This window comes from Kitasatospora sp. NPDC057518 (assembly GCF_042802075.1).
Classification (GTDB): Bacteria; Actinomycetota; Actinomycetes; order Streptomycetales; family Streptomycetaceae; genus Kitasatospora.
Map to the genome: position 1 here is coordinate 1 of NZ_JBHVEU010000010.1, position 19,588 is coordinate 19,588.

At 74.5% G+C, this 19,588-nt stretch carries 15 protein-coding genes; 8 read left to right on the forward strand and 7 right to left on the reverse strand.

Annotated features, from left to right (window positions below; all coding sequences use genetic code 11):
- The first annotated feature begins 131 nt into the window (after nt 1-131).
- From ACFU7Z_RS02090 to ACFU7Z_RS02105, 4 genes are all read left to right on the forward strand, one after another.
- A complete protein-coding gene (locus ACFU7Z_RS02090; RefSeq protein WP_380775341.1) occupies nt 132-587 on the forward strand; it encodes a hypothetical protein in 456 nt (151 codons plus the stop codon).
- 178 nt (nt 588-765) lie between these two features.
- Complete coding sequence (locus ACFU7Z_RS02095) at nt 766-954, forward strand: hypothetical protein (protein ID WP_380775343.1); 189 nt, start codon at nt 766-768, stop codon at nt 952-954.
- On the forward strand, nt 951-3,551 hold the full coding sequence (locus tag ACFU7Z_RS02100; RefSeq protein ID WP_380775344.1) for an ABC transporter permease: 2,601 nt from the start codon (nt 951-953) through the stop codon (nt 3,549-3,551). Before ACFU7Z_RS02095 ends, ACFU7Z_RS02100 begins: the two co-directional genes overlap by 4 nt.
- A 295-nt stretch (nt 3,552-3,846) precedes the next feature.
- Complete coding sequence (locus ACFU7Z_RS02105) at nt 3,847-4,998, forward strand: cytochrome P450 (protein WP_380775347.1); 1,152 nt, start codon at nt 3,847-3,849, stop codon at nt 4,996-4,998.
- Nucleotides 4,999-5,182: 184 nt separating this feature from the next.
- Here ACFU7Z_RS02105 and ACFU7Z_RS02110 read toward each other — a convergent pair whose 3' ends face one another.
- Complete coding sequence (locus ACFU7Z_RS02110) at nt 5,183-6,367, reverse strand: macrolide family glycosyltransferase (protein WP_107418960.1); 1,185 nt, start codon at nt 6,365-6,367, stop codon at nt 5,183-5,185.
- A 441-nt stretch (nt 6,368-6,808) separates the two neighbouring features.
- On the opposite strand from ACFU7Z_RS02110, the gene ACFU7Z_RS02115 reads away from it, so the two are divergent.
- Nucleotides 6,809-7,843 (forward strand): 3-oxoacyl-ACP synthase III family protein, encoded by a 1,035-nt coding sequence (locus ACFU7Z_RS02115; protein WP_074005848.1) that lies wholly within the window; start codon nt 6,809-6,811, stop codon nt 7,841-7,843.
- Between the two features lie 33 nt (nt 7,844-7,876).
- On the opposite strand, the gene ACFU7Z_RS02120 is transcribed toward ACFU7Z_RS02115, so the two are convergent.
- Complete coding sequence (locus tag ACFU7Z_RS02120; RefSeq protein WP_380775349.1) at nt 7,877-9,160, reverse strand: amidohydrolase family protein; 1,284 nt, start codon at nt 9,158-9,160, stop codon at nt 7,877-7,879.
- Between the two features lie 236 nt (nt 9,161-9,396).
- Between ACFU7Z_RS02120 and ACFU7Z_RS02125 the strand changes: the two genes are divergently transcribed.
- Entirely contained in the window at nt 9,397-10,461 is a 1,065-nt protein-coding gene (locus tag ACFU7Z_RS02125) for an alpha/beta fold hydrolase (RefSeq protein ID WP_380775351.1), read from the forward strand.
- On the opposite strand, the gene ACFU7Z_RS02130 is transcribed toward ACFU7Z_RS02125, so the two are convergent.
- From ACFU7Z_RS02130 to ACFU7Z_RS02150, 5 genes are read right to left on the reverse strand one after another with little or no spacing between them, the layout of a single operon-like run.
- Nucleotides 10,451-11,755 (reverse strand): NAD(P)/FAD-dependent oxidoreductase, encoded by a 1,305-nt coding sequence (locus tag ACFU7Z_RS02130; protein WP_380775354.1) that lies wholly within the window; start codon nt 11,753-11,755, stop codon nt 10,451-10,453. The two genes, ACFU7Z_RS02125 and ACFU7Z_RS02130, sit on opposite strands and share 11 nt — an antisense overlap.
- Complete coding sequence (locus ACFU7Z_RS02135) at nt 11,752-12,543, reverse strand: ABC transporter ATP-binding protein (protein ID WP_380775356.1); 792 nt, start codon at nt 12,541-12,543, stop codon at nt 11,752-11,754. The genes ACFU7Z_RS02130 and ACFU7Z_RS02135 overlap by 4 nt, the downstream gene beginning before the upstream one ends.
- Nucleotides 12,540-14,405, reverse strand: coding sequence for a dipeptide/oligopeptide/nickel ABC transporter permease/ATP-binding protein (locus ACFU7Z_RS02140; protein WP_380775358.1), 1,866 nt, complete (start codon nt 14,403-14,405; stop codon nt 12,540-12,542). Before ACFU7Z_RS02140 ends, ACFU7Z_RS02135 begins: the two co-directional genes overlap by 4 nt.
- 2 nt (nt 14,406-14,407) lie before the next feature.
- A complete protein-coding gene (locus tag ACFU7Z_RS02145; RefSeq protein ID WP_380775360.1) occupies nt 14,408-15,376 on the reverse strand; it encodes an ABC transporter permease in 969 nt (322 codons plus the stop codon).
- A gap of 11 nt (nt 15,377-15,387) precedes the next feature.
- Complete coding sequence (locus ACFU7Z_RS02150; RefSeq protein WP_380775362.1) at nt 15,388-16,971, reverse strand: ABC transporter substrate-binding protein; 1,584 nt, start codon at nt 16,969-16,971, stop codon at nt 15,388-15,390.
- Nucleotides 16,972-17,196: 225 nt separating this feature from the next.
- Here ACFU7Z_RS02150 and ACFU7Z_RS02155 point away from each other — a divergent pair, with 225 nt between their 5' ends.
- Together ACFU7Z_RS02155 and ACFU7Z_RS02160 are read left to right on the forward strand one after the other, a co-directional pair.
- Nucleotides 17,197-18,897: a DUF885 domain-containing protein gene (locus ACFU7Z_RS02155; RefSeq protein WP_380775364.1), complete on the forward strand. Its 1,701-nt coding sequence runs from the start codon at nt 17,197-17,199 to the stop codon at nt 18,895-18,897.
- A gap of 303 nt (nt 18,898-19,200) precedes the next feature.
- Complete coding sequence (locus ACFU7Z_RS02160; RefSeq protein WP_074005859.1) at nt 19,201-19,536, forward strand: DUF5132 domain-containing protein; 336 nt, start codon at nt 19,201-19,203, stop codon at nt 19,534-19,536.
- Nucleotides 19,537-19,588 lie beyond the last annotated feature (52 nt).

Here is a 19,588-nt window from a genome sequence, read left to right on the forward strand (position 1 = left end):
CAACGGGGGCGGTCGGCCGCCCGACGTACCACCCGGCGGCGACGCGATCCAGCAACGCACCACCCGCCGCCGGCAGTTCCGTGCGGATCGCGGAAGCGGTCCGCGAACCCCGGCACTCGAAGGAGTTCTCGATGATCAGGAAGCGTCTCGCGACGGTCCTCGCGGCCACGGTCCTCGCCGGAGGCTTCGTCGGCCTCTCCGCCGGCGCGGCCCACGCCTCCGCCCGGGTCAACAAGTGCGGGAGCGCGTACGACTTCAAGCGGAGCTGGGAGATCAACGACATCCACAACGTGGCCGCGGTGGTCGGCTTCATCGACATCTACTACAACAGCGGAAACGGGTACAACTGCGCGATCGCCCGCGGGAACGACGCGGTCGTCAGCGGCCAGCACGAGATCTTCGTCGAGATACGGCGCTCCCGCGACAGCACCTGGATCAAGGACGGTGTCGGCAGCAACTACACCCAGTACGCGGGCCCGGTCTACGCGTACGCCAAGGGGGCCTGCATCGACTTCATCGGGGGGCTGAAGTACAACGAGTTCTCCGGCACCGGTGACACCGGCTACAGCTTCGAGCACTGCGGCTGAGCCGTGGCCGGGCGGCAAGGCCCGCTGGAGCCGGTCCGGCCCGCCCGAGGCCCGCGCGCGTGGGGTGGGGTTATCCCCACCCCGCGCACGCCGGTCGCCACCATGGTTCGTGCCCACCCGCCGTTCCTAGCCTGGACCCCGTCGCTGACGGACACGATCCACGAGGGATGGCAGCACCATGGCAGCCCGCCACCACCGCCCGGAGTACGAACCGCCCGAGCCTCACGCCCCCGCCCGCCCCGCGATCGGACCGCGCGCGGTGCGGCGCGGCCACGGGCGCGGCGGCGACGAGGTGCACGCGGTGCGCGGGGTCGACCTCGCGCCGGGCCGCGACAGCTCCACCGCCGCGTCGGGGGCGGCGGCATGAGCAACGGACTCGCGCGCGCCTCCGTGCGCTTCCGGCCGCCTTCCTTCGCGGGGACCTTCGTCGCCCTGCTGTTCGGCGCCGCGGTCATCATGGGTTGCGGCACCCTGTTGCAGACCGGCATCACCGCGAGCGTGCCCCCGGTGCGCTACGCGCAGGCGCCGGTCGTCGTCGCGGCCGGTCCGGACGTCGGGATCGTGCGCAAGGTCAACAAGAAGGAGAAGGCCGTCGACCGGCCGGTGCCCGACCGGCCCCGGGTGGACGCGGCCCTGGCCCAGCGCATCGCCGCCCTGCCCGGTGTCGCGGCGGCCCGTCCCGACACCGCCTTCCCGATCCAACCGGGTCCGGCCGCACCCGGCCTGACCGGGCGCGGGTACGCGGCGCTCGGCATCGCCGGCGGCGCGGACACCCTGGTCGAGGGCCGCGCCCCCGGCCCGGGCGAAGTGGTCCTGGACGCCGCCACCGCACGGGACGCCCGGCTGGCACCCGGCGCGAGCCTCACCCTGGTCGCACCCGGCGGCAACGGCACCTACCGGATCTCCGGCCTGGCCGCGCCGCAGAACGCCGGCCCGACGGCCTGGTTCGCCGACGCGGTGGCCGGGCAGCTCTCCGGTCACCCCGGCCGGGCGGACGCCATCGCCGTCCAGCCGAGCGAGGGCGTCGGTGCCAAGGACCTCGCCCGCCGGCTCCGCGAGGCCCTGCGCGACACCGCCGGCCCGCGGGCCTCCGGAGCGTCGCCCACCGGGATCAGGGTGGTCACCGGCGAGGACCGCGGCTCCGTCGAACAGCCTGGGCTCGGGCAGAGCCGGACGCTGCTGATCGCGATCGGCGGATCCTTCGGCGGCACCGCCACCATGACGGCCGTCTTCGTGGTGGTGTCCACCGTCGCCCTGGCCGTCGGTCAGCGGGCCCGCGAGTTCGCCCTGCTGCGCGCCGTCGGCGCGACCCCCCGCCAGATCCGTCGCACGGTCGCCACCGAGGCGATGCTGGTGGCACCCCTCGCCGGCCTGCTCGGCCTCGTCCCGGGCGTGGCGCTGGCCCGCTGGTGGTTCGACGGACTGGTCTCCCGCGGCGCCGTCCCCGAGGGCGTCGAACTGGACGTCGGAGCGGTCCCCGCGCTCGTCGCCGTCGCCACCTGCTCGCTGGCCGCGCTGGCCGCCGGCTACCTCGCCGCGCACCGTCCCTCCCGCCTGCGCCCCGGCCAGGCACTCGGAGAGGCCTCGGTGCCGGCCGGACGGGCGGGCGTGGTGCGGGCCCTCCTCGGTCTGGCGGCCGTCGTGGGCGGCGTCGTGCTGGCCGCCGTCGCCGCCGGCCTGAGCGGTGAGAACGCCGCCAACACCGCGCTCGGCGTGGTCATGTGCTTCCTGGTGGCCACCGCCCTGCTCGGCCCCTGGGTGGCCCGGGTCGCCGCCGGAGTGCTCGGCCTGCCGCTGCGGGCGGGCGCGGGCGGCACCGCCGGATCGCTGGCCGCCGACAACGCCCGGGCCGACGCCCGCCGGCTGACCTCCGCGATCACACCCATCGTGATGGTCAGCGCCTTCTGCGGCACCATGCTGTTCATCCAGAGCAGCGTCGGGCACGCCACCGGCGAACAGCTGCGTGCCGGGGTCGTCGCCGACCACGTGCTCGGCTCCACCGGTCGCGGCCTGCCCGCCGCCACCGCCGAACGGGCCGCCGAGGTGCCCGGCGTCGAAGCCGCCGTGGGCGTGCTGCGCACCGGAGCCGTCTACCGCTCCGACGGGAAGCTCCGCTCCGCCAACGCCCTCGGCGTGTCCGGCGATCCGGCGAGGCTGCCCCGGGTCCTCGACCTGGGCGTGCGCAGCGGCTCGCTCGCCGACCTCGCCCGGGGCACGGACACCGTCGCCCTCGACGCGGCCCTCGCCGACAGGCTCGGCCACAGCGTCGGCGACCGCGCCTCCTTCTGGCTCGGCGACGGCACCCAGGCACGGCTGACGGTCGTCGCCACCTACGAACGCGGCCTCGGCTTCGGGCAGTTGATCCTGCCCCGGGCCGCCGTCGCCGCACACGCCGCCGTCGCCTACGACAGCCAGGTGCTCGTCGCGGACGCACCCGGCGCCGACCGCGCGGACGTCGCCGCCCGACTGGCGAAGCTCCCCGCCGAGGCCTCCGCCACCGGGACCGCCACGATCGGAGGGCTCACGGTGGCCGACCGCGCCGGGTACGTCGCGCAGACCGACCGCAGGCGCGAGGCCGGCGACTGGGCGAACTCCGTGATGGCGTCCGTCCTCGGCGGCTTCGCCGCGATCACCGCCGCCAACACCCTGGTGATGACCGTCCTGGACCGCGGCCGCGAGGTGGCCCGGCTCCGCCTCACCGGCGCCACCCGCCGCCAGATACGCGGCATGATGCGCTGGGAGGCCCTGCTGGTGGCCGCGGCCGGGCTGCTGCTCGGCGGCCTGATCGCCTGGATCACCCTGGTCCCGATCGCCCGGGGCCTCGCCGACGCCCCGCCGTACATCCCGCCCGGCACCGCCCTGCCGCTGGCCGCCGCGGCCGTGGGCCTCTGCCTCGCCGCGACGGCCCTGCCGACCCGCGCCCTGCTGCGCTCCCGCCCGCTCGCGGCGAGCGGCCGGCGGTAGGCGGACAGGGCCAGGGGAACTGTCGGACCGGGGGCGGGACGCCCGGCCGCCTGCCGCCGGACGGGTGAACCCTGCGCGGGCCGGTTGGCGCCCCGGCTGCCGCTTCGCCACCATGACGTCCGCGAACCACCGTTCCCGTCCGTCCGACGCCGACGGCGGGCGGTGACCCGCCCGAGAGCCGCCGGTGCCTGCCGACCGCACCGCAGCCATCCGACGATCCCAGGGGGAACCGTTGCCCCAGACCGAGAACCTCACAACCACTGTCCCCGGAGCACGGCTGGTCCCGATGCACCGCATGGAGCTGCCGCCCGTGGGGCCGCCGCGCCGTGAGCAGTTGCCGAACGGCACTCCGATCTGGCTGGTCACGCGCTACGACGACGTCCGCCGGGCCCTCGTGGACGCCCGGTTCAAGCGGTCGCTGCTGTTCGCCCCGGACGCGCCGCCGCTGAGTGACACGCCCAACCTGGGCAGCGACCGGGACTCGATGTTCCACAAGGACGGGATCGAGCACCACCGGATGCGCCGCGTCTTCCAACGGGCGTTCACCCCCGGCGCGATCGAGCGGTCGCGTCCGTGGGTGACCTCCGTGGTCGACCGGCTGCTGGACGACCTCGTGCGGCTCGGCGCCCCGGCCGATCTGGTCACCGGGTACACCAGGCCGCTGCCGAGCGCGGTGATCGCCAGGATGATGGACCTCCCCGGCGAGGACCTCGGACGCGTCCGGGACTGGACCGGGCTCGCCTTCGCCACCGCCGACCGCGACCCCGCCGAAGTGACCCGCGCAATGCGGGAGTTCACCGCGTACGTGGCCGGGCTGCTCGCCGGCCGTCGGCGCGCACCCGGCGACGACCTGGTCAGCGCCATCGTCCGGGCCGCGGACCGGGAGGGTGAGGTGTCCGATCGCCAACTGGTCAACCTCGTGTGCGGGTTGATGGTGGCCGGACACGAGACCAGCATGACCACGCTGGCCAACGCGGTGCTCTACCTGCTCGCCGAACGCCCCGACGCCTGGAGCCGCATCGGCTCGGACGAGGCGGCGGCCGCCCTGGCGGCGGAGCGGCTGCTGCACACCATCCCCCTGGGGGCCAACAGGGAACGCCCCGGAAGCCTCCTTCGTACCGCCGAGGAGGTCGAGCTGGGCGGCGTGACCATCGGCGCCGGCGACATCGTCGCGGCCGACCGCACCACCGCCAGCCGGGACCCCGGCGTTTTCCCACCCGATTCCCTCAGCCGGCTGTTCGACCCGCTGGAAGCCGGCACCCTGGCCTTCGGCGCCGGTCCCCACTTCTGCCCCGGCGCGTGGCTGGCCCGCCTCCAGGTGCGGATCGCCCTCCACCGTCTCGCCGCCCGTCTGCCCGGCCTGCGCCTCACCCTGCCGACCACCGGGATCGAATGGCGGCTGGGCACCTCCACCCGCAGCCCCCTGCACCTGCCCGCCACCTGGTGACGAGCCGGCCTGGTGCCGGACCGGCCGCCACCGATGCTCCGGGACAGCCGTCCTCGTGAACGCCGGTGTCCCGGAGTCCAGGCGGTCGCCGTCGACGGAGACGGCGACGACCGGTCCACACAGCTCTTGACGATCACGCGGTGGCCGCACCCGCTTCCGGTGAGGGCGACGCAGGAGCGCAGAGTCACACGGAGTGCTGACGGAGGTACTGCTCGATCACGTCGGCGCCGCGTGTGACTCCACCGCTTCGCAGGATGGCTTGGCGCATTCCCGCAAGGCTGACGCGTACTGCCGGGTCTGAGGCGACCCTGTCGATCGCCGCCCGCAGTGCTTCGGCGCTCACCATGTCGGCGTCCAGGCATTCGCCGAGCCCGAGTTCCCCCAGGCGCCCGGCGTTGGCAGCCTGCTCGGGTGTCCGCGGGACGGCGACGAGGCCGACCTCGTAATGCAGCGCCTCCATAACGGAGTTAATCCCGGCGTGCGATACGAAGGCGGTGGCATGGCGGAGTACCGCCAGTTGCGGGAACCGCGACCGGACGTCCACCCGGCTCGGGATGGCGCCGAGTACGGCGGCATCCGTATCGCCCACGGTCATCGCCAGCTGCCAGGGCCCGTCGGCGATGGCGTCGATGCAGGCGCGGTAGAACTCCGGGCGACCGTTGAAGACGGTGCCCAGTGAGACATACAGCAGTGGCGCGTCGGGGTCGGGCGGCGACCAGTGCTCGGTCTGCTCGCGACTGCCCATCGAGGGGCCGACGAAGTGAAAACGTTCGTCGAAGCTGTCAGCGGCCGGCTGGAACTCTCGCGGGACGAACACGAGGTTGAGCCCGTCCGCCATCGTCATGGTGTCGGCGACACCGAGCGGGACGCCGTACTCGGTGGAGAAGGCCTCACAGTCAGCGGCGAGCAAGGCCATCGCCGGATCGCCGGTGTCGAGCCCTGCGGTCAACTGCCGGTCCAGTGAGTACGCCTCGTTCGAGGCGAGGTGAGGGAAGCACTGCACGGCGGGGATCCCCAGCCTCCTGGCGATGGTCCGGGCAGGCCAGTTCGTCGTGTCGTAACAGATTGCGTCCACCGGCTCCGAGGCACAGTACTTCTGCAACACCGGGTAGGTCGCGCGCATCGCCGCGAAGTAGTGGCGTAACCAGCCGGCCACGGCCTCTGGGCCGATCTTCGATGGTGGTGTGAACGGCTCCAGCGGCGGCAGTTCCAACCAGCGTGCGCCGGCACTGGTGACCGCGGCGGCGTGGCCTGCTCCGGTGGCGTAGTCCACCTGGTGCCCGCGCCGTACGAGTTCCTCGACCAACGGCACCATTGGATTGATGTGTCCATGTCCGGCTAGAGTCATGAAGAGTAACTTCTTCAGCACGGGGACACCCTGGCAGCACCAGCGCCGCAACGCCATCGAGATTCGCGACTCGCCGCAGCCACCGGCGGCGATGATGCCCGGGCCGCCGTCGAGCCCCGCAGTTCGACGCCCTCGCCATCGGCGACCCCTGGTACACCGTTGGATCGGTCATCCGCGCTCTTTTCGTACGACTTTTCGGAGTGGACGGTCAATTGTGAGAGCGGCGTATTCATCTTTCCTGCGCGGATCCATTCCAGGAATCCGGTCGATAGCACATCACGGCGGCTGGATGTCAATTCGTCGGCGGCTTCGTCACGCTTACGGATTACCACGAGACATCTGGCCCCGATGTTTCGTGGAACGATGCGACGGTACTGAAAAATGACGGACCGGCAGGGGAAGGAAAAGAACCATGGGAGCCTCTCGCGGCGGACCGATCGAATCCGGGCGGAGCACCCTGCTGTGACCGTCACCGTGGAGCAGACACTGCACCACCAGACCGGCGCCGGGCTGCCCGTGCCGTTCGCCGTCGCCGGGACGGGGGTGCACCTGCCGCCGGCCGTCGTCACCAACCAGGAGCTCACCCGCACCCTGGACACCAGCGACGAGTGGATCACCAGCCGCACCGGGATCCGTGAGCGCCGGCGGCTGGCCCCGGACCTGGCGACCTCCGACATGTGCGTCGCCGCGGCCCACCCGGCCCTGGAGGCCGCCGGGGTCGGGCCTGCCCAGCTAGACGCGGTCGTCGTCGCCTCCTACACCGGGGACCAGCCGCTCCTGTCGACCGCATTGATCGTCAAGGACGCCCTCGGTGCCCACCGCGCCCTGTCCCTGGACGTCACCCAGGCGGCCTGTGCCTCCGGCGTCCAGGCCATGCTGATCGCCGCCCACCTCCTGCAGAACCCCTCCATCAGCACCGTCCTGCTGCTCGCGGCCGACTGCGCCTCCAGGGTCACCGATCCGACCGACCGCACCGCCGGGGTGTTCTTCGGAGACGCGGCGGCGGCCGTGGTGCTCGCCCGCACCGACGAGGCCGGAGCGGGCCTGCTCTCCTACGACCTGGGATCCCAGCTCTCCTACGGCGTCCAGATCCCCGCCGGGGGCTCCCGGCTGCCCACCACCGCGGCCACCGTCGCCGCCGGGGAGCACTACCTGCGGATGGACGGCCGTGCCGTCTGGAACACCGCCACCGCCCGCCTGCCCGAGAGCATCGCGAGCGCCGCACACCGGGCCGGTGTGCCGGTTGACCGGATCCGGCACTTCTTCCTGCACCAGGCCAACCTGAACATCCTCACCGAGACCATGACCGCCCTGGGCGTTCCCCGCGAGCGCGTCCCCGTCACGGTCGAGCGGCTGGGCAACACCGGGTCGGCCGGGCTGTTCACCGCGCTCCACGCCACCGTGGCCGAAGGCGCCCTGCTCCCGGGGGACACCTATGTGCTGTCCGGGATCGGTGCGGGATTCCAGTGGGGAACCCTCTGCCTCCGGCACGCCTGACCGGCCGACACGTCTGACCGGCCAGCCAGGGGGTCAGCCGAGTTCGTTCCTGTGGACGACGCCGTCCTTGACGATCAGTCGCAGGTTGCGTTCGGGGTCGGCGAGGACGGACAGGTCGGAGGTCGGGTCGCCGTCGACGACCAGGAGGTCGGCCCAGGCGCCCGGCGCGATGACGCCGAGCGGCGCGGCGCGGTAGGGGTCCCGGCGGCCGGACAGGCGGAACAGCTCGGCGTTGCCGGAGGTGGCCGTCCGCAGGGCCTCGACCGGGCCGAGGTGCTCGCCGAGCCGGACGAGCATCTCGTTCTGCCGGTGCGCCTTCCCGGGGTCGAAGACCAGGTCGGTGCCGAAGGCCAGCCGTACGCCGTGCCGCACCGCCCAGCCGATGGTGCGGGCGACGCCTTCGCAGACCTCGCGGTTCTTGCGGGCGCTGTCCGGGGAGGCGTAGTGGTGGTCGTCGACCTCGAACGGCTGGGTGCTGAGCCAGACGCCGTGCTCCGCGAGGTGGCGGACGGTGTCCTCGTCGAGGAGGTGCCCGTGTTCGACGCAGCGCACCCCGGCCCGTACCGCGCGGCGGACGCCTTCGGAGGTGTAGACGTGCACGGTCACGTAGGTGCCCCAGTCGGAGGCCGCGGCGACGGCGGCCTCCAGCTCGGCCGGGGTGAACTGCAGCACGTCCAGCGGGTCGAACTCCGAGCTGACGCCGCCGCCGGCCATCAGCTTGATCTGGGTGGCGCCCTTCCTGAGCTGTTCGCGCACCGCGGCGAGCACCCGTTCCGGCCCGTCGGCCACCCGGGTGAACCCGAGCTGCTCGCTCCTGGCCGGCGGCCCGCCCAGGGCGGTGGGGGCGTCGTGGACCGTCCCGAAGTCCCCGTGGCCGGAGGTCTGGGAGACGGCCGCCTGGCTCGGGTAGATCCGCGGGCCGGGGAACAGCCCGCGGTCCAGCACCCGCCGCAGCGGTTCGGTGTCGCCGGCCATGTCCCGCACCGTGGTGAAGCCGCGCATCAGCATGGAGCGGGCCGCGGCCAGGGCCTGGTAGTAGACGGTGCCGGTCGGGGCGAGCTGGAGCTCCGCCATGGTGCCGCCGGCCGCGAACAGGTGGACGTGGGCGTCGGTGAGCCCGGGGATGAGGGTGTGGCCTCCGCCGTCGAGCACCGCCGCGCCACCCGGGGGACCGGACGGGAAGGGACGGCCCAGCACCACCTCCGCGATCCTGTCCCGCTCCACCCGGACGTACCCCGGCGCCGCCTCCGCTCCGGTCCCGTCGAAGACGCGCACGTTCGTCACCAGCAGCCCGGCACCCGCTCCGTCGACACCCATGCCGCCATCTTCGACCGGTCACGGAGCCGGGACCAGGGGGCCGGACGGATCGGGTCGGTCCGGCGGTGCCCGGCCGGCAGCCGACCGGCACGGCCCCGGGTGCGTCCGGGGCCCGGAATGCCGGACCGTGGGGGAGTTGATCAGGGTGAGGGCACGAGCGGGCGGGAAAGAGAAGGCCAGGGGGCAGTTGTCGGACGCGCTGCTGTCGCGGAGGGCCGATGCGACGGGACGGACGAATGGCGAACTCCCTGCTCGCAGTGGTGAGCCGGGACTGGATCGGGGCGCCGGTCGCGCTGGCGGTGGCGGCGGCGGGCGGCGGCCTCCTCGCGGTGGGGGCGCCCTGGGCGGTGGCGCTCGCTGGCCTGGCGCTGGCCGTCGGGGTGCTGCTGGAAGTGGGGGCCGTTCGGCATCTGGTGCTGGTGGCCCGGGAGGCGCGGGCGCATCCGCCGCCGGGGCGGTTGGTGGACGTGGGCGGTCACCGGATGCACGTCCTCGCCGAGGGCCGGGCCGGGGCGGGGCCGACGGTGGTCTGGATGCCCGGCGGGCACGCCCCCGGCGAGGACCTCCGCGAGCTGCACACGATGCTGTCGGCCCAGGCCCGGTCGGTGCTGGTCGACCGCCCGGGGACGGGCTGGAGCGACGTCGGGCCCTTCCCCCGGACGACGGCGGCCGAGGCGGCGGAGCTGCCGGCGGCGCTGGAGGCGGCGGGGGAGCGGGCACCCTTCGTGTTCGTCGGCCACTCCTTCGGCGGGCTGCTGGTCGCGAACGTGGCCAGGCGCCGGCCGGACCTGGTGGCGGGGCTCGTCCTGCTGGACCCGACCCCCCTGGAGGTCATCGCCTTCGCGCCGCCCAACGGGCAGCTCGCGGCGCTGCGCCGGGGCGTCCTGCTGACGGCGGTGCGGCAGCTGTTCGGCGCGCACCGGGGCCCCGGCGGCCGGACCGGGCCGTGCTGCGCCGCCGCGTCGATCTTCGCCGAGCTGTCGCCGTCCGGGCTGGCACAGGTGGGCTGGGACACCGTGGTGTACGACGGGGACCTCGGGGACCTGCCGCTGGTGCTGGTGGTACCGCGGGACCTGATCGGCGGCGAGGCGGTGCTGGCCGGTGCCCGGGACGCGGTCGAGGCCGAGCGGATCAGCCGCTTCTACCTCCGCAGCCGGGTCCGCTACCTGGCGGCGTCGACGGCGTCGAGGCTGGTGTACACACCGGCGGGGACGGGCCACGACTTCCCGCACGAGGCGCCCGAGTTCGTGGTCGGCGTGGTCGGGGACCTGGTGCGCGAGCTGCCCGCGATCAGCCCATGACCGTCCGCGCGGAGTCCGTCCGGACCGGGCGGCGGCGGGAGAAGGCGCCCAGGTCGACCACGGTGCCGGTGTGGTCGCAGCGGAAGTGCACCGGGTCGCCGTCGTGGTCGTGCCCGGCCTCGACCCGGTCGATCAGGGTGGCGAGGTAGCGGCCCACCAGCGGGGCGTTCTTGAACTGGTTGCCGCTGGTGCCCATCGCGACGTAGTAGCCGTCGAGGGCGGTGCGGTCGTAGATCGGGGTCCAGTCGTCGGCGACGTCGTACACGCCCGCCGCGCCGAGGGGCCGGTTGGGGACCCGGAGCGCCGGGAACCGGCGTGCCGCCCGGGTCACCTGGGTGCGGAAGCGCCGGGCGGTGGGGCGGGGATCGGCCCCGTCCGGGTCGTCGATCCACTCGTGCGGGTCGCAGTCCGGCTCGGTCCCGCCGACCAGGAGCTGCCCGCCGGGGGCCGTGCGGACGTAGGTGCCGACGTCGAGGTCGGCGACCAGCGGGAAGGGGTCGGCGGTCCGGACGTCCGGTGCGGGGACCTGGTGGACCTCCTCGCGCAGCGGACGCACACCGATCGTGAAGTCGGCGCCGACGCCCGCCAGCCGGTTGAGGCCGCCCGACCACGGGCCGGCGGCGTTGACCACGACCGGTGCGGCGATCCGCGAGCCGTCGGCCAGGCGGACGCCCGTGACCCGGTCCGCGTGCCGGTCGACGGCCACCACGGTGTGGTGGAGGAGGAGTCGGGCGCCCAGCGCGACCGCGGCGTCGGCGAGGTTCAGGGCGGCGAGCCGGGGGTCGTCGACGTACCCGGCGTCCGGGGTGAACAGGGCGCCGAGTTCGCCGGACGGGTCGGCGAAGAAGGCGTCGTCGTCCACCGGTTTCGGCGGCCAGTACCGTCCGGGGTCGATCCCGGGAAGGCGCTCGCGCAGCGTCGGGGCGTCCCACCGCTCGTACGGGACGCCGGCGCGCTCGAACAGGGCGGCGGTCTCGGAGGGTTCGACCTCGGGGGAGTCGAGCAGCACGGCGCCGGTGCGGTGGAAGGCGGCGAGCGGGCGGGGGCCGGTGAGCCGCAGGTGGTCGGGCCAGGACGTCCAGAGGTGCTGCGCCTCCCAGGCGGTGGCGACGCTCGCGAAGGTGGAGTAGTTGAAGCGGATGATCGCGCTGGAGGCGCTGGTGGACCCGTGGCCGACGGCGCCCGCCTTGTCCACGACGACCACCTGCCGCCCGGCGCGCGCGAGTTCGAGGGCGACGGCGGCGCCGATCACTCCGGCTCCGACGACCACGGCGTCCGGTCGAACGTCGGTCATGGCGGCCCCTCCCCGGGCGGCGGCGTGCGCAGGCTCGGCACGGCGGCGAGTAGCGTCCGAGTGTACGGGTGCCGCGGGGCGCGCAGGAGGGTTCCGGTGGGGGCGGTCTCGACGATCCGGCCGTGCCGCATGACCGCGACCGCGTCGGAGACGTGGCAGACCGCCGGCAGGTTGTGGCCGATGAACAGCATGGACAGGCCGAGGCGTTGCTGGAGTTCCCGGATCGTGTTGAGGACGGAGGCCTGCACCGAGACGTCGAGCGACGAGGTGATCTCGTCGGCGATCAGCAGGCCGGGTTCGACGGCCAGGGCGCGGGCGATGGCGACCCGTTGGCGCTGCCCGCCGGAGAGCCGGCGCGGCAGCCGGTCGGCGAGCCGCGGGTCCAGGCCGACGAGGCCGAGCAGTTCGGTGACGCGTTCGGCGCGGGCGGGCCGGTCGAGCCGACGGAAGACGGTGGCCGCCTCGACGAGCGTCTGGCGGACCGTCATCCGCGGGTCGAGCGCGGTGTCCGGGTCCTGGAGGACGACCTGGACCAGGCGGCCGAGGCGGCGGCGGTCGCGGACGGTGCGGGTGCGGGCCTCCCGGCCGTCGAGCAGGACCCGGCCGGCGTGCACGGGGGTGAGGCCGACGATCGCGCGGGCCAGGCTCGACTTGCCGGAGCCGGACTCGCCCACGAGCCCGAGCGTCGTACCGGACGGGACCTCCAGCGAGACGCCGTCCACGGCGGTGACCGGGCCGCGCGGGCCGGGGTGGCGGACGGTGAGGCCGGTGACCTGGAGTTCGGTCATGACGCGGCCACCGCCTCCGGGTCCGCCGCCACCGGTACCGGGGACCAGCACGCGACCCGGTGGCCGGCGTCGAGGTCCTCCAGCGGCGGGGCCTGTTCGGCGCAGTGGTCCCGGCGGCGCGGGCAGCGGGGCTCGAACGCGCACCCCGGGGCGGTCCGCAGCGGGTCGGGCGGTGCGCCGTCGACGGTCCGCAGCGGCCGGTCGCGGTCGGCGGTGAGCTCCGGGACCGAGGCGACCAGGGCCCGGGTGTAGGGGTGCCGGGCGCCGTCGGCGAGGCGGTCGGCGGGCAGGGCCTCGACGATGGTGCCCGCGTACATCACCAGCACGCGTTCGCAGAACTCCCCGACGAGCGCGACGTCGTGGCTGATGAACAGGATCGCGGCGCCGGTGTCCCGCCGGATCTCGGACAGCAGCCCGGTGATCTGCCGCTGCACGGTGACGTCGAGCGCGGTGGTCGGCTCGTCGGCGATGATCAGGCCCGGACGCACCATCAGCCCGGAGGCGATCATCACGCGCTGGCGCTGGCCGCCGGAGAGCTGGTGGGGGCGGGAGCGCAGCAGCGCCGGGGGGAGGGCGACCCGGCGCAGCGCGTCGGCGGCCTCCGCGGCGGCCCGGGCACGGCTCGCACCCCGGTGGGCCCGGACGGTCTCGGTGAGCTGGGTGGCGATCCGCAGGGACGGGTTGAGCGCCGAGGCCGGGTTCTGGAAGATCACCGCCAGGCCCGTCGCGAGGTGCCGGTCCCGTTCCTTCGGGGGCAGGGCGGCGAGGTCGGCCCCGAGCAGCCGCAGGGTGCGCCGGGGCGCCCGGGCACCGTACGGCAGCAGGTCGGCGATGGCGAGCGCGGTGAGCGACTTGCCCGACCCCGACTCGCCGACGAGCCCGACGGTCTCGCCCGGCCGCAGGGCGAGGTTCACGCCGCGCACCGGCCGGATCACGCCGTCAGGGGTGGGGAGTTCGACGTGGAGGTCCTCGACCTGGAGCACCAGGCCGTCCTTGGCGGGGCTGCTCGCGGCGGGGGTCGGTACGGGCGTGCGCGGCGCCGGGCCGCGCCGGGCGACGCTCCCGGCCAGGACCTCGCCGAGCAGTTGGAAGGTCAGGGCCGCGTAGAGGATGGCCAGACCGGGTGCGAGGGCGGGCAGCGGCTCGGCGTAGACGCGGTCGAGCCCCTGGTTGAGCAGCTGCCCCCAGTCGTAGCCGGGTGGTTGGACGCCCAGGCCGAGGAAGCTCAGCCCGGAGAGGGCGACCAGGGAGGTCCCCGCCGCCGTGGTGGTGGCCAGGAGCAGCGGCTCGGCGATGTTGGGCAGGACGTGCCGCCACAGCAGCCGCAGGCGGCGCAGGCCGAGGACCCGGGCCGCGGCCAGGTGGTCGGTGCCCGCCACCCCGGCGGCGAGGGTCTGGGCGAGCCGGGCGAAGCCGGGGACGCCCGCGGCCGCGAGGGCCAGCATCGCCCCGGCGGCGCCCGCGCCGAACACGACCGCGAGGAACATCGCGACCAGGAGCGCCGGGAAGGCGAGCAGGAGGTTGACCAGTCCGGCGGTCAGCCGGCGGGCACGCCGACCGAGTACGGCGGTGGCGGCCCCGAGGAGGACCCCCGCGCTCGCGCCGAGCAGGACGGCCGCCAGCGCGAGCAGCAGGGAGGGCCGGGTGGCCGCCAGGACCCGGGCGAGCAGGTCCCGGCCGAGGTTGTCGGTGCCGAACGGGTGCCCCGCGGACGGCCCCTGGAGCACCGCCGAGGGGTCCGGGCGGTCGGCCGCCGCGCCCCAGACCAGCGGTCCGGCCAGCGCGAGCAGGACGAGCGAGGCCAGCATGACGGCGGTGACCCAGGCCATGGGTGAGCGCCGGAGGCCGGACGGAAGGCTCATGGTCACATCTCCCTGATCGCCGAGCGGGGGTCGAGCACGGCGAGCAGCACGTCGACCAGGAGGCCGGCGAGCAGCACGGTGGTGCCCAGCACCAGCACCATCGCCTGGACCACCGGGTAGTCCTGGGCGACCACGGACTGCGCCATGGCGGAGCCGATGCCGGGCCAGGCGAAGACCTTCTCGACCAGCACGGTGCCGGCGATCAGGCCGGGCAGCAGGCTCCCGGCGACGGTGAGCGCGGCGGTGGCCGTGTTCGGTGCCGCGTGCCGCAGGTAGTACCGCGCGGGGGACAGCCGTTTGCTCCGGGCGGTGCGCAGGTAGTCCTCGTCCAGCACCTTCAGCGCCTCCACCCGGACGATGCGCAGCAGGACGGCGGTGGGCGCGAGGGAGAGGGCGAGGACGGGCAGGACGAAGGACTCGACACCCGCCGCACCGGCCACCGGCAGGAGTTGGAGGCCGACGGCCAGCAGCGCGGTGAGTCCGGCGGCCAGGACGAAGTCCGGGACCCCGGTCAGGCCAGCGGTGACGGCGGTGAACGCCAGCTCGGTGCGCGGGCGGCGGCCGTCGCGGGTGCGGACGGCGGCGAGCAGGCCGCCGGGCAGGGCGACGGCGAGGGTGGCCAGGAAGGCCAGCCCGGCGATCTCCAGGGTGGCCGGCAGCCGGGTGCGGACCAGCTCCGCGACCGGTGTCCCGGTGGTCAGCGAGGTGCCGAGGTCGCCGTGCAGGAGGCCGCCGAGGTAGTGCCGGTACTGGGACAGGAACGGCGCGTCGAGCCCGAGGCTGTGCCTGCGGGCGGCGACCAGGGCGGGGGCGGCGTCGACGCCGAGCGCGGCGCGGACCGGGTCGCCGGGGACGAGGCGGATCATCGCGAACGAGGCGGTGAGGACGACCGCGAGGGAGAGGAGCAGCCGGACGGTGCGGCGGCCGAGGAACACGGTCCAGGGGTGCCGCAGCAGTCGGGGTACGGACATGGTGGCCCCGGTCACTGGTGGAGGCGGATGCTGGTGGGGACGAGCTGGCCGCCGAAGGTGGTGGTGAAGGTGGTGCGGTGGCCGTACACGCCGCTGCGGCCGTCGGCGATCGGCAGGGCGTCGGCCGCGCGGAAGAGCGCGGCGGCGGCCCGGTTCCAGGTGCCGCAGCCCGTCGTGTCGGTCTCCCGGAGGGCCTGGGCGACCAGGGCGTCGTACTCGGGGTTGCGCACGCCCGCGAAGTTGAGGCCCTGGGCGGGGGTGGGGCCGGAGAAGAAGGGGATGAAGCCGACCGGTAGGGCGAAGCCCGGCGAGGTGCCGACCACCACGTCGAAGTCGGCGCTCTGGTACATGGCGTTGACGAGGGCGGGCAGGCTCTCGGTGACCAGGTCGACCCGCGCGCCGAGCGCCGTCCACTGCCGGGCCATCAGCTCGGCGACGGAGGAGAGGGTCGGGCCGAGGTCGGGGCTGGTGATCAGGCGGAGCCGCAGCGCCCGGCCGTCCTTGGTGAGCGGGCCGCCGGGGGAGCGGGTCCAGCCGGCCGCGCGCAGGGCCTCGGCGCCGGCCTGGGCGGGCAGGTTGGCGTCGGCGAGGTCGGCGTGGCAGACGGCGCCCTCGGCGCCGAGGTCGCCGGCGGGGCGGCCGGTGCCGCCGACGGCGACGTTGGCGAGCCCCTGGCGGTCGAGGGCGGAGACCAGGGCGCGGCGCAGCGCCGGGTCGGCGAGGGCCCGGCCGGGGCGCTGGTTGAAGAAGGTCAGCCCGACCACGGTGGCCACGTCGGTGACGGCCAGGCCGTGGCCGGTGAGCCGGGCGCGGTCGGGACCGTTCACGTTCGCGATGTCGACGCCGCCGGTGAGCAGCAGGTTCGCCGCGGTGGAGGCCTGGGGGACGACGGAGATGACGATGCGCGCGGGGAGGCCGGGCGCCGCGGTGCTCGCCCCGGCGGGCCCCCAGGTGTAGCCGTCGCGGACGGTGAACTCGTAGGGCCCGCCGGGGGTGTAGCGGGTGAGCACGTAGGGGCCGGTGCCCTGGGTGGTGCGGTCCAGCGACCGGGGGTGGTCGAGGCCGGCCGGGCAGACGATCGGCAGCAGGCCGATGCTGCGGGTGAGGAACGGGAAGGGGGCGGTGGTGGTCGCCGACACCGTGCCGGTCGCGTCGTCGGCGCTCGCGGTGAACGGCACGTTCGGCAGGACGGTCTGGGCGCCGGCGAGCTGGTTGGCCGGGTCGCCCGCGTAGCTGAGGGCCCGGGCGACGGCGGAGGCGGTGAGGGGTGTGCCGTCGGAGCAGGTGACGCCCGGGCGGAGGGTGAAGTCGGCGGTGGTGGCGGTGGCCTGCCAGGACGTGGCCAGGCCGGTGACCAGGGTGCCGTCGGGGGCGACGTTCACCAGGGAGTCGTAGGCGTAGCGGGCCTGGGAGGCACCGAAGGTGGAGTACGGGTCGAAGCTCGGGGTCTCGCCGGCCGCCGCGATCCGGACGGTCCCGCGGTCCACCAGGGGGGTGCTCGTCGAGGACGTGGCAGTGCTGCCGCAGCCGCTGAGCGCGAGGGCGGCAGCGGTCAGGGTGGCCGCGAGGGCGGCCGGCGGGGGGCGACGGAGCATGGCGTCATGGTGCCACCGGGCCTTGGCGATGGCGAGTCAACTCACCTGGGGGAAAGGCGTGTTCGATTCAAGGGGCGCAGTGCTCCCGCCTTGTGGGGAGCGGTGGGCGCCGGGGCGCGGGGCGCGGCGGCGGCGTGCCCCTGGTTCACTCTTTCGAGGGGTGTCGGGGCCTGTAGGCCGTCGGCCGGGTGACCTGGCCGTCCGCCATCGCCACACTGTGTCGACATGACGACGAACGATCCGGGCCGTGAGGTCGGCCACCTGGCGGACCGCTACTGGGAGTTCCTGCTGGAGCGGGAGCCGTTGCTGCGGGTCCGCCAGGGGCTCCCGGTCGAGGCGCTGCCGGGGGCGTCGCTCGCCGAGTCCGAGGAGCGGGAGCGGTTCGCGGCCGGTGTGCTGGAGCGGATGCGGCCGCTGGACGGCGCGGAGCTGTCCGGTGCCGATGCCGACACCGCGGCCGTCCTCGTGGCGCTGGCGGAACAGGAGTTGCGCGCCCACCGGTGGTACTGGCTGACGCCCGCCGCCACGCCGTACCGGCTCTTCCCGCTGTCGCTGTACGTCGATGCGGTCCTGGGTGCCTTCCGCTTCGCCGAACCAGCCGACGGTGAACGGTACGTGGCGCTGGTGCACGACCTCGCGCGGGTGGTCGGCTCGATCGGTGACAAGGTGGCCGGCCAGGCCGCGCGCGGCTTCCGGGTGCCGGCGGCGGCCCTGGCCGGGGTGCGGGCCACGGTCGAGGGCCTGCGGTCCTCCGCCGGGCGCCGGGTCACGGTGGCGGACGACCGGCTCGGTGGGCTCGGGCCGGCCGGGCGCGGACGCCTCCGGGACGGTGTCCGGCGGCTGGTGGAGGCGGAGTTGGCGCCGGCCTTCGACCGGCTGCTCGGGTGCGTCGACGACCCGGCGTACCCGGGAGGGGCGCCGCGGGACGTCGGGTGGGCGCACTACGAGGGCGGCGAGGAGGCCTACCGGGACTTCGTCCGGACCCACACCGGGAGCGACACCGGTCCCGAGCGGCTGCACGAGCTCGGCCGCGACCAGTGCCGCGAACTGGCCGAGCGGATGCGGGAGGTGCGCGCGGCCCTCGGCTTCCACGGCACCGAGGCGGAGTTCCACGAGCGGCTGCGGACCGAGCCCCGCTTGTACGCCCGGACGCCCGAGGAGGTCGAGGCCCGGTTCCGCGGCCACCTCGACCGGCTGGAGCCGCGGCTGCCGCAGTGGTTCGCCGTCCTGCCCGCCGCCCCGTACGGGCTGGCCCGGCTGGACCCGGCGCTGGAGCCGGGGATGACCTTCGGGTACTACGAGGTCCCGACCGCGGCCAGTGCGGTCGGGCGCTACCGCTACAACGGCTCGGACCTGGACCGGCGGTCCCTGATCGGCTCGGCCTCCCTGATCTACCACGAGCTGGCGCCCGGGCACCACTTCCACCTCGCCCGGCAGGCGGAGGACGCCGCGCTGCCGCGACTGCGCCGCGAGGCGGCGGAGTTCGGCGCGTTCAACGAGGGCTGGGCCGAGTACGCGGCGGGGCTCGGCTGGGAGATGGGCCTCTACGAGGACCCGTGGGACGCGTACGGGCGTCTCGCGCAGGAGCGGTTCACCGCGCAGCGGCTGGTCGTCGACACCGGGCTCAACCTCGGGACGATGGACCTGGCGGGGGCGCAGGACTTCATGCGCGCCAACTCCACGGAGGAGGACGGCCAGATCGCCTCGGACCTGTTGCGGTACTCGACGGATCTGCCGGGGCAGGCGCTCTCCTACCGCGCGGGCTACCTGGAGTTCGTCCGGCTGCGGGCGGAGGCGGAGGCCGGCCGGGGTGCCGGGTTCGACGTGCGGGCCTTCCACGAGGCGGTGCTGGGAGGTGGCGCGCTGCCGTTCCCCGCCCTGCGCCGGCGGGTCACGCGGGAGCTGAAGGTCGTAGCCGATCAATAAATATTACTATCTGACAAATTGCTTGGCGTACATACAAGCGATCGTTCTGGGTTATGTTCAGATTGCACTCGCACGAGTGAATCCCCTTGGGAGCATTTGGTTTTGGTGAGCTCGACTCGACTACGGTGACGGAGGATCGGGCGGTGGACCCCATCGGCGAGGAGTTTCGGTTCCGCGGGAAATCCGCGAGGGGAACCGGTCATCCCGCGAGGCGGGTACGTCCGTCCGTTCTGCTGTGTGCGCTCCGGAGTCCGAAGCGCCCGGATCCCCTGTCATCCGTCTGCGTAGAGAGATGGGAACACCATGCCGCCCGTAGTTCCGCCGTTCCTGATCGGTCTCGTCGTCGCGCCGCTGGCCAAGCGCCTCCTCAAGCCACTGGTGCGCGGTGTCGTCAAGACGTCCGTCGGCATCGTCATGGAGGTGAAGAAGGCCGCCCACGAGGCCGGCGAGAACATCCACGACCTCGCGGCCGAGGTGGCCGCCGACGTGGTGGCGGCCCAGGTCGCCTCCGGTGAGGGCCACCGCGCCGCGGAGGCCACTGCCCCGTTCGAAGAGAAGGCCGGGGCGACCGCCCCGGGCGACGCCGAGGCGAGGGCGCCGAAGATTCGCGCGAACGCCGGTGCTGGAAAGGCACACTGACGCACCATCATGTCCTGACCCGCCGCCTGGACGCACACCGCGATCGAACTCG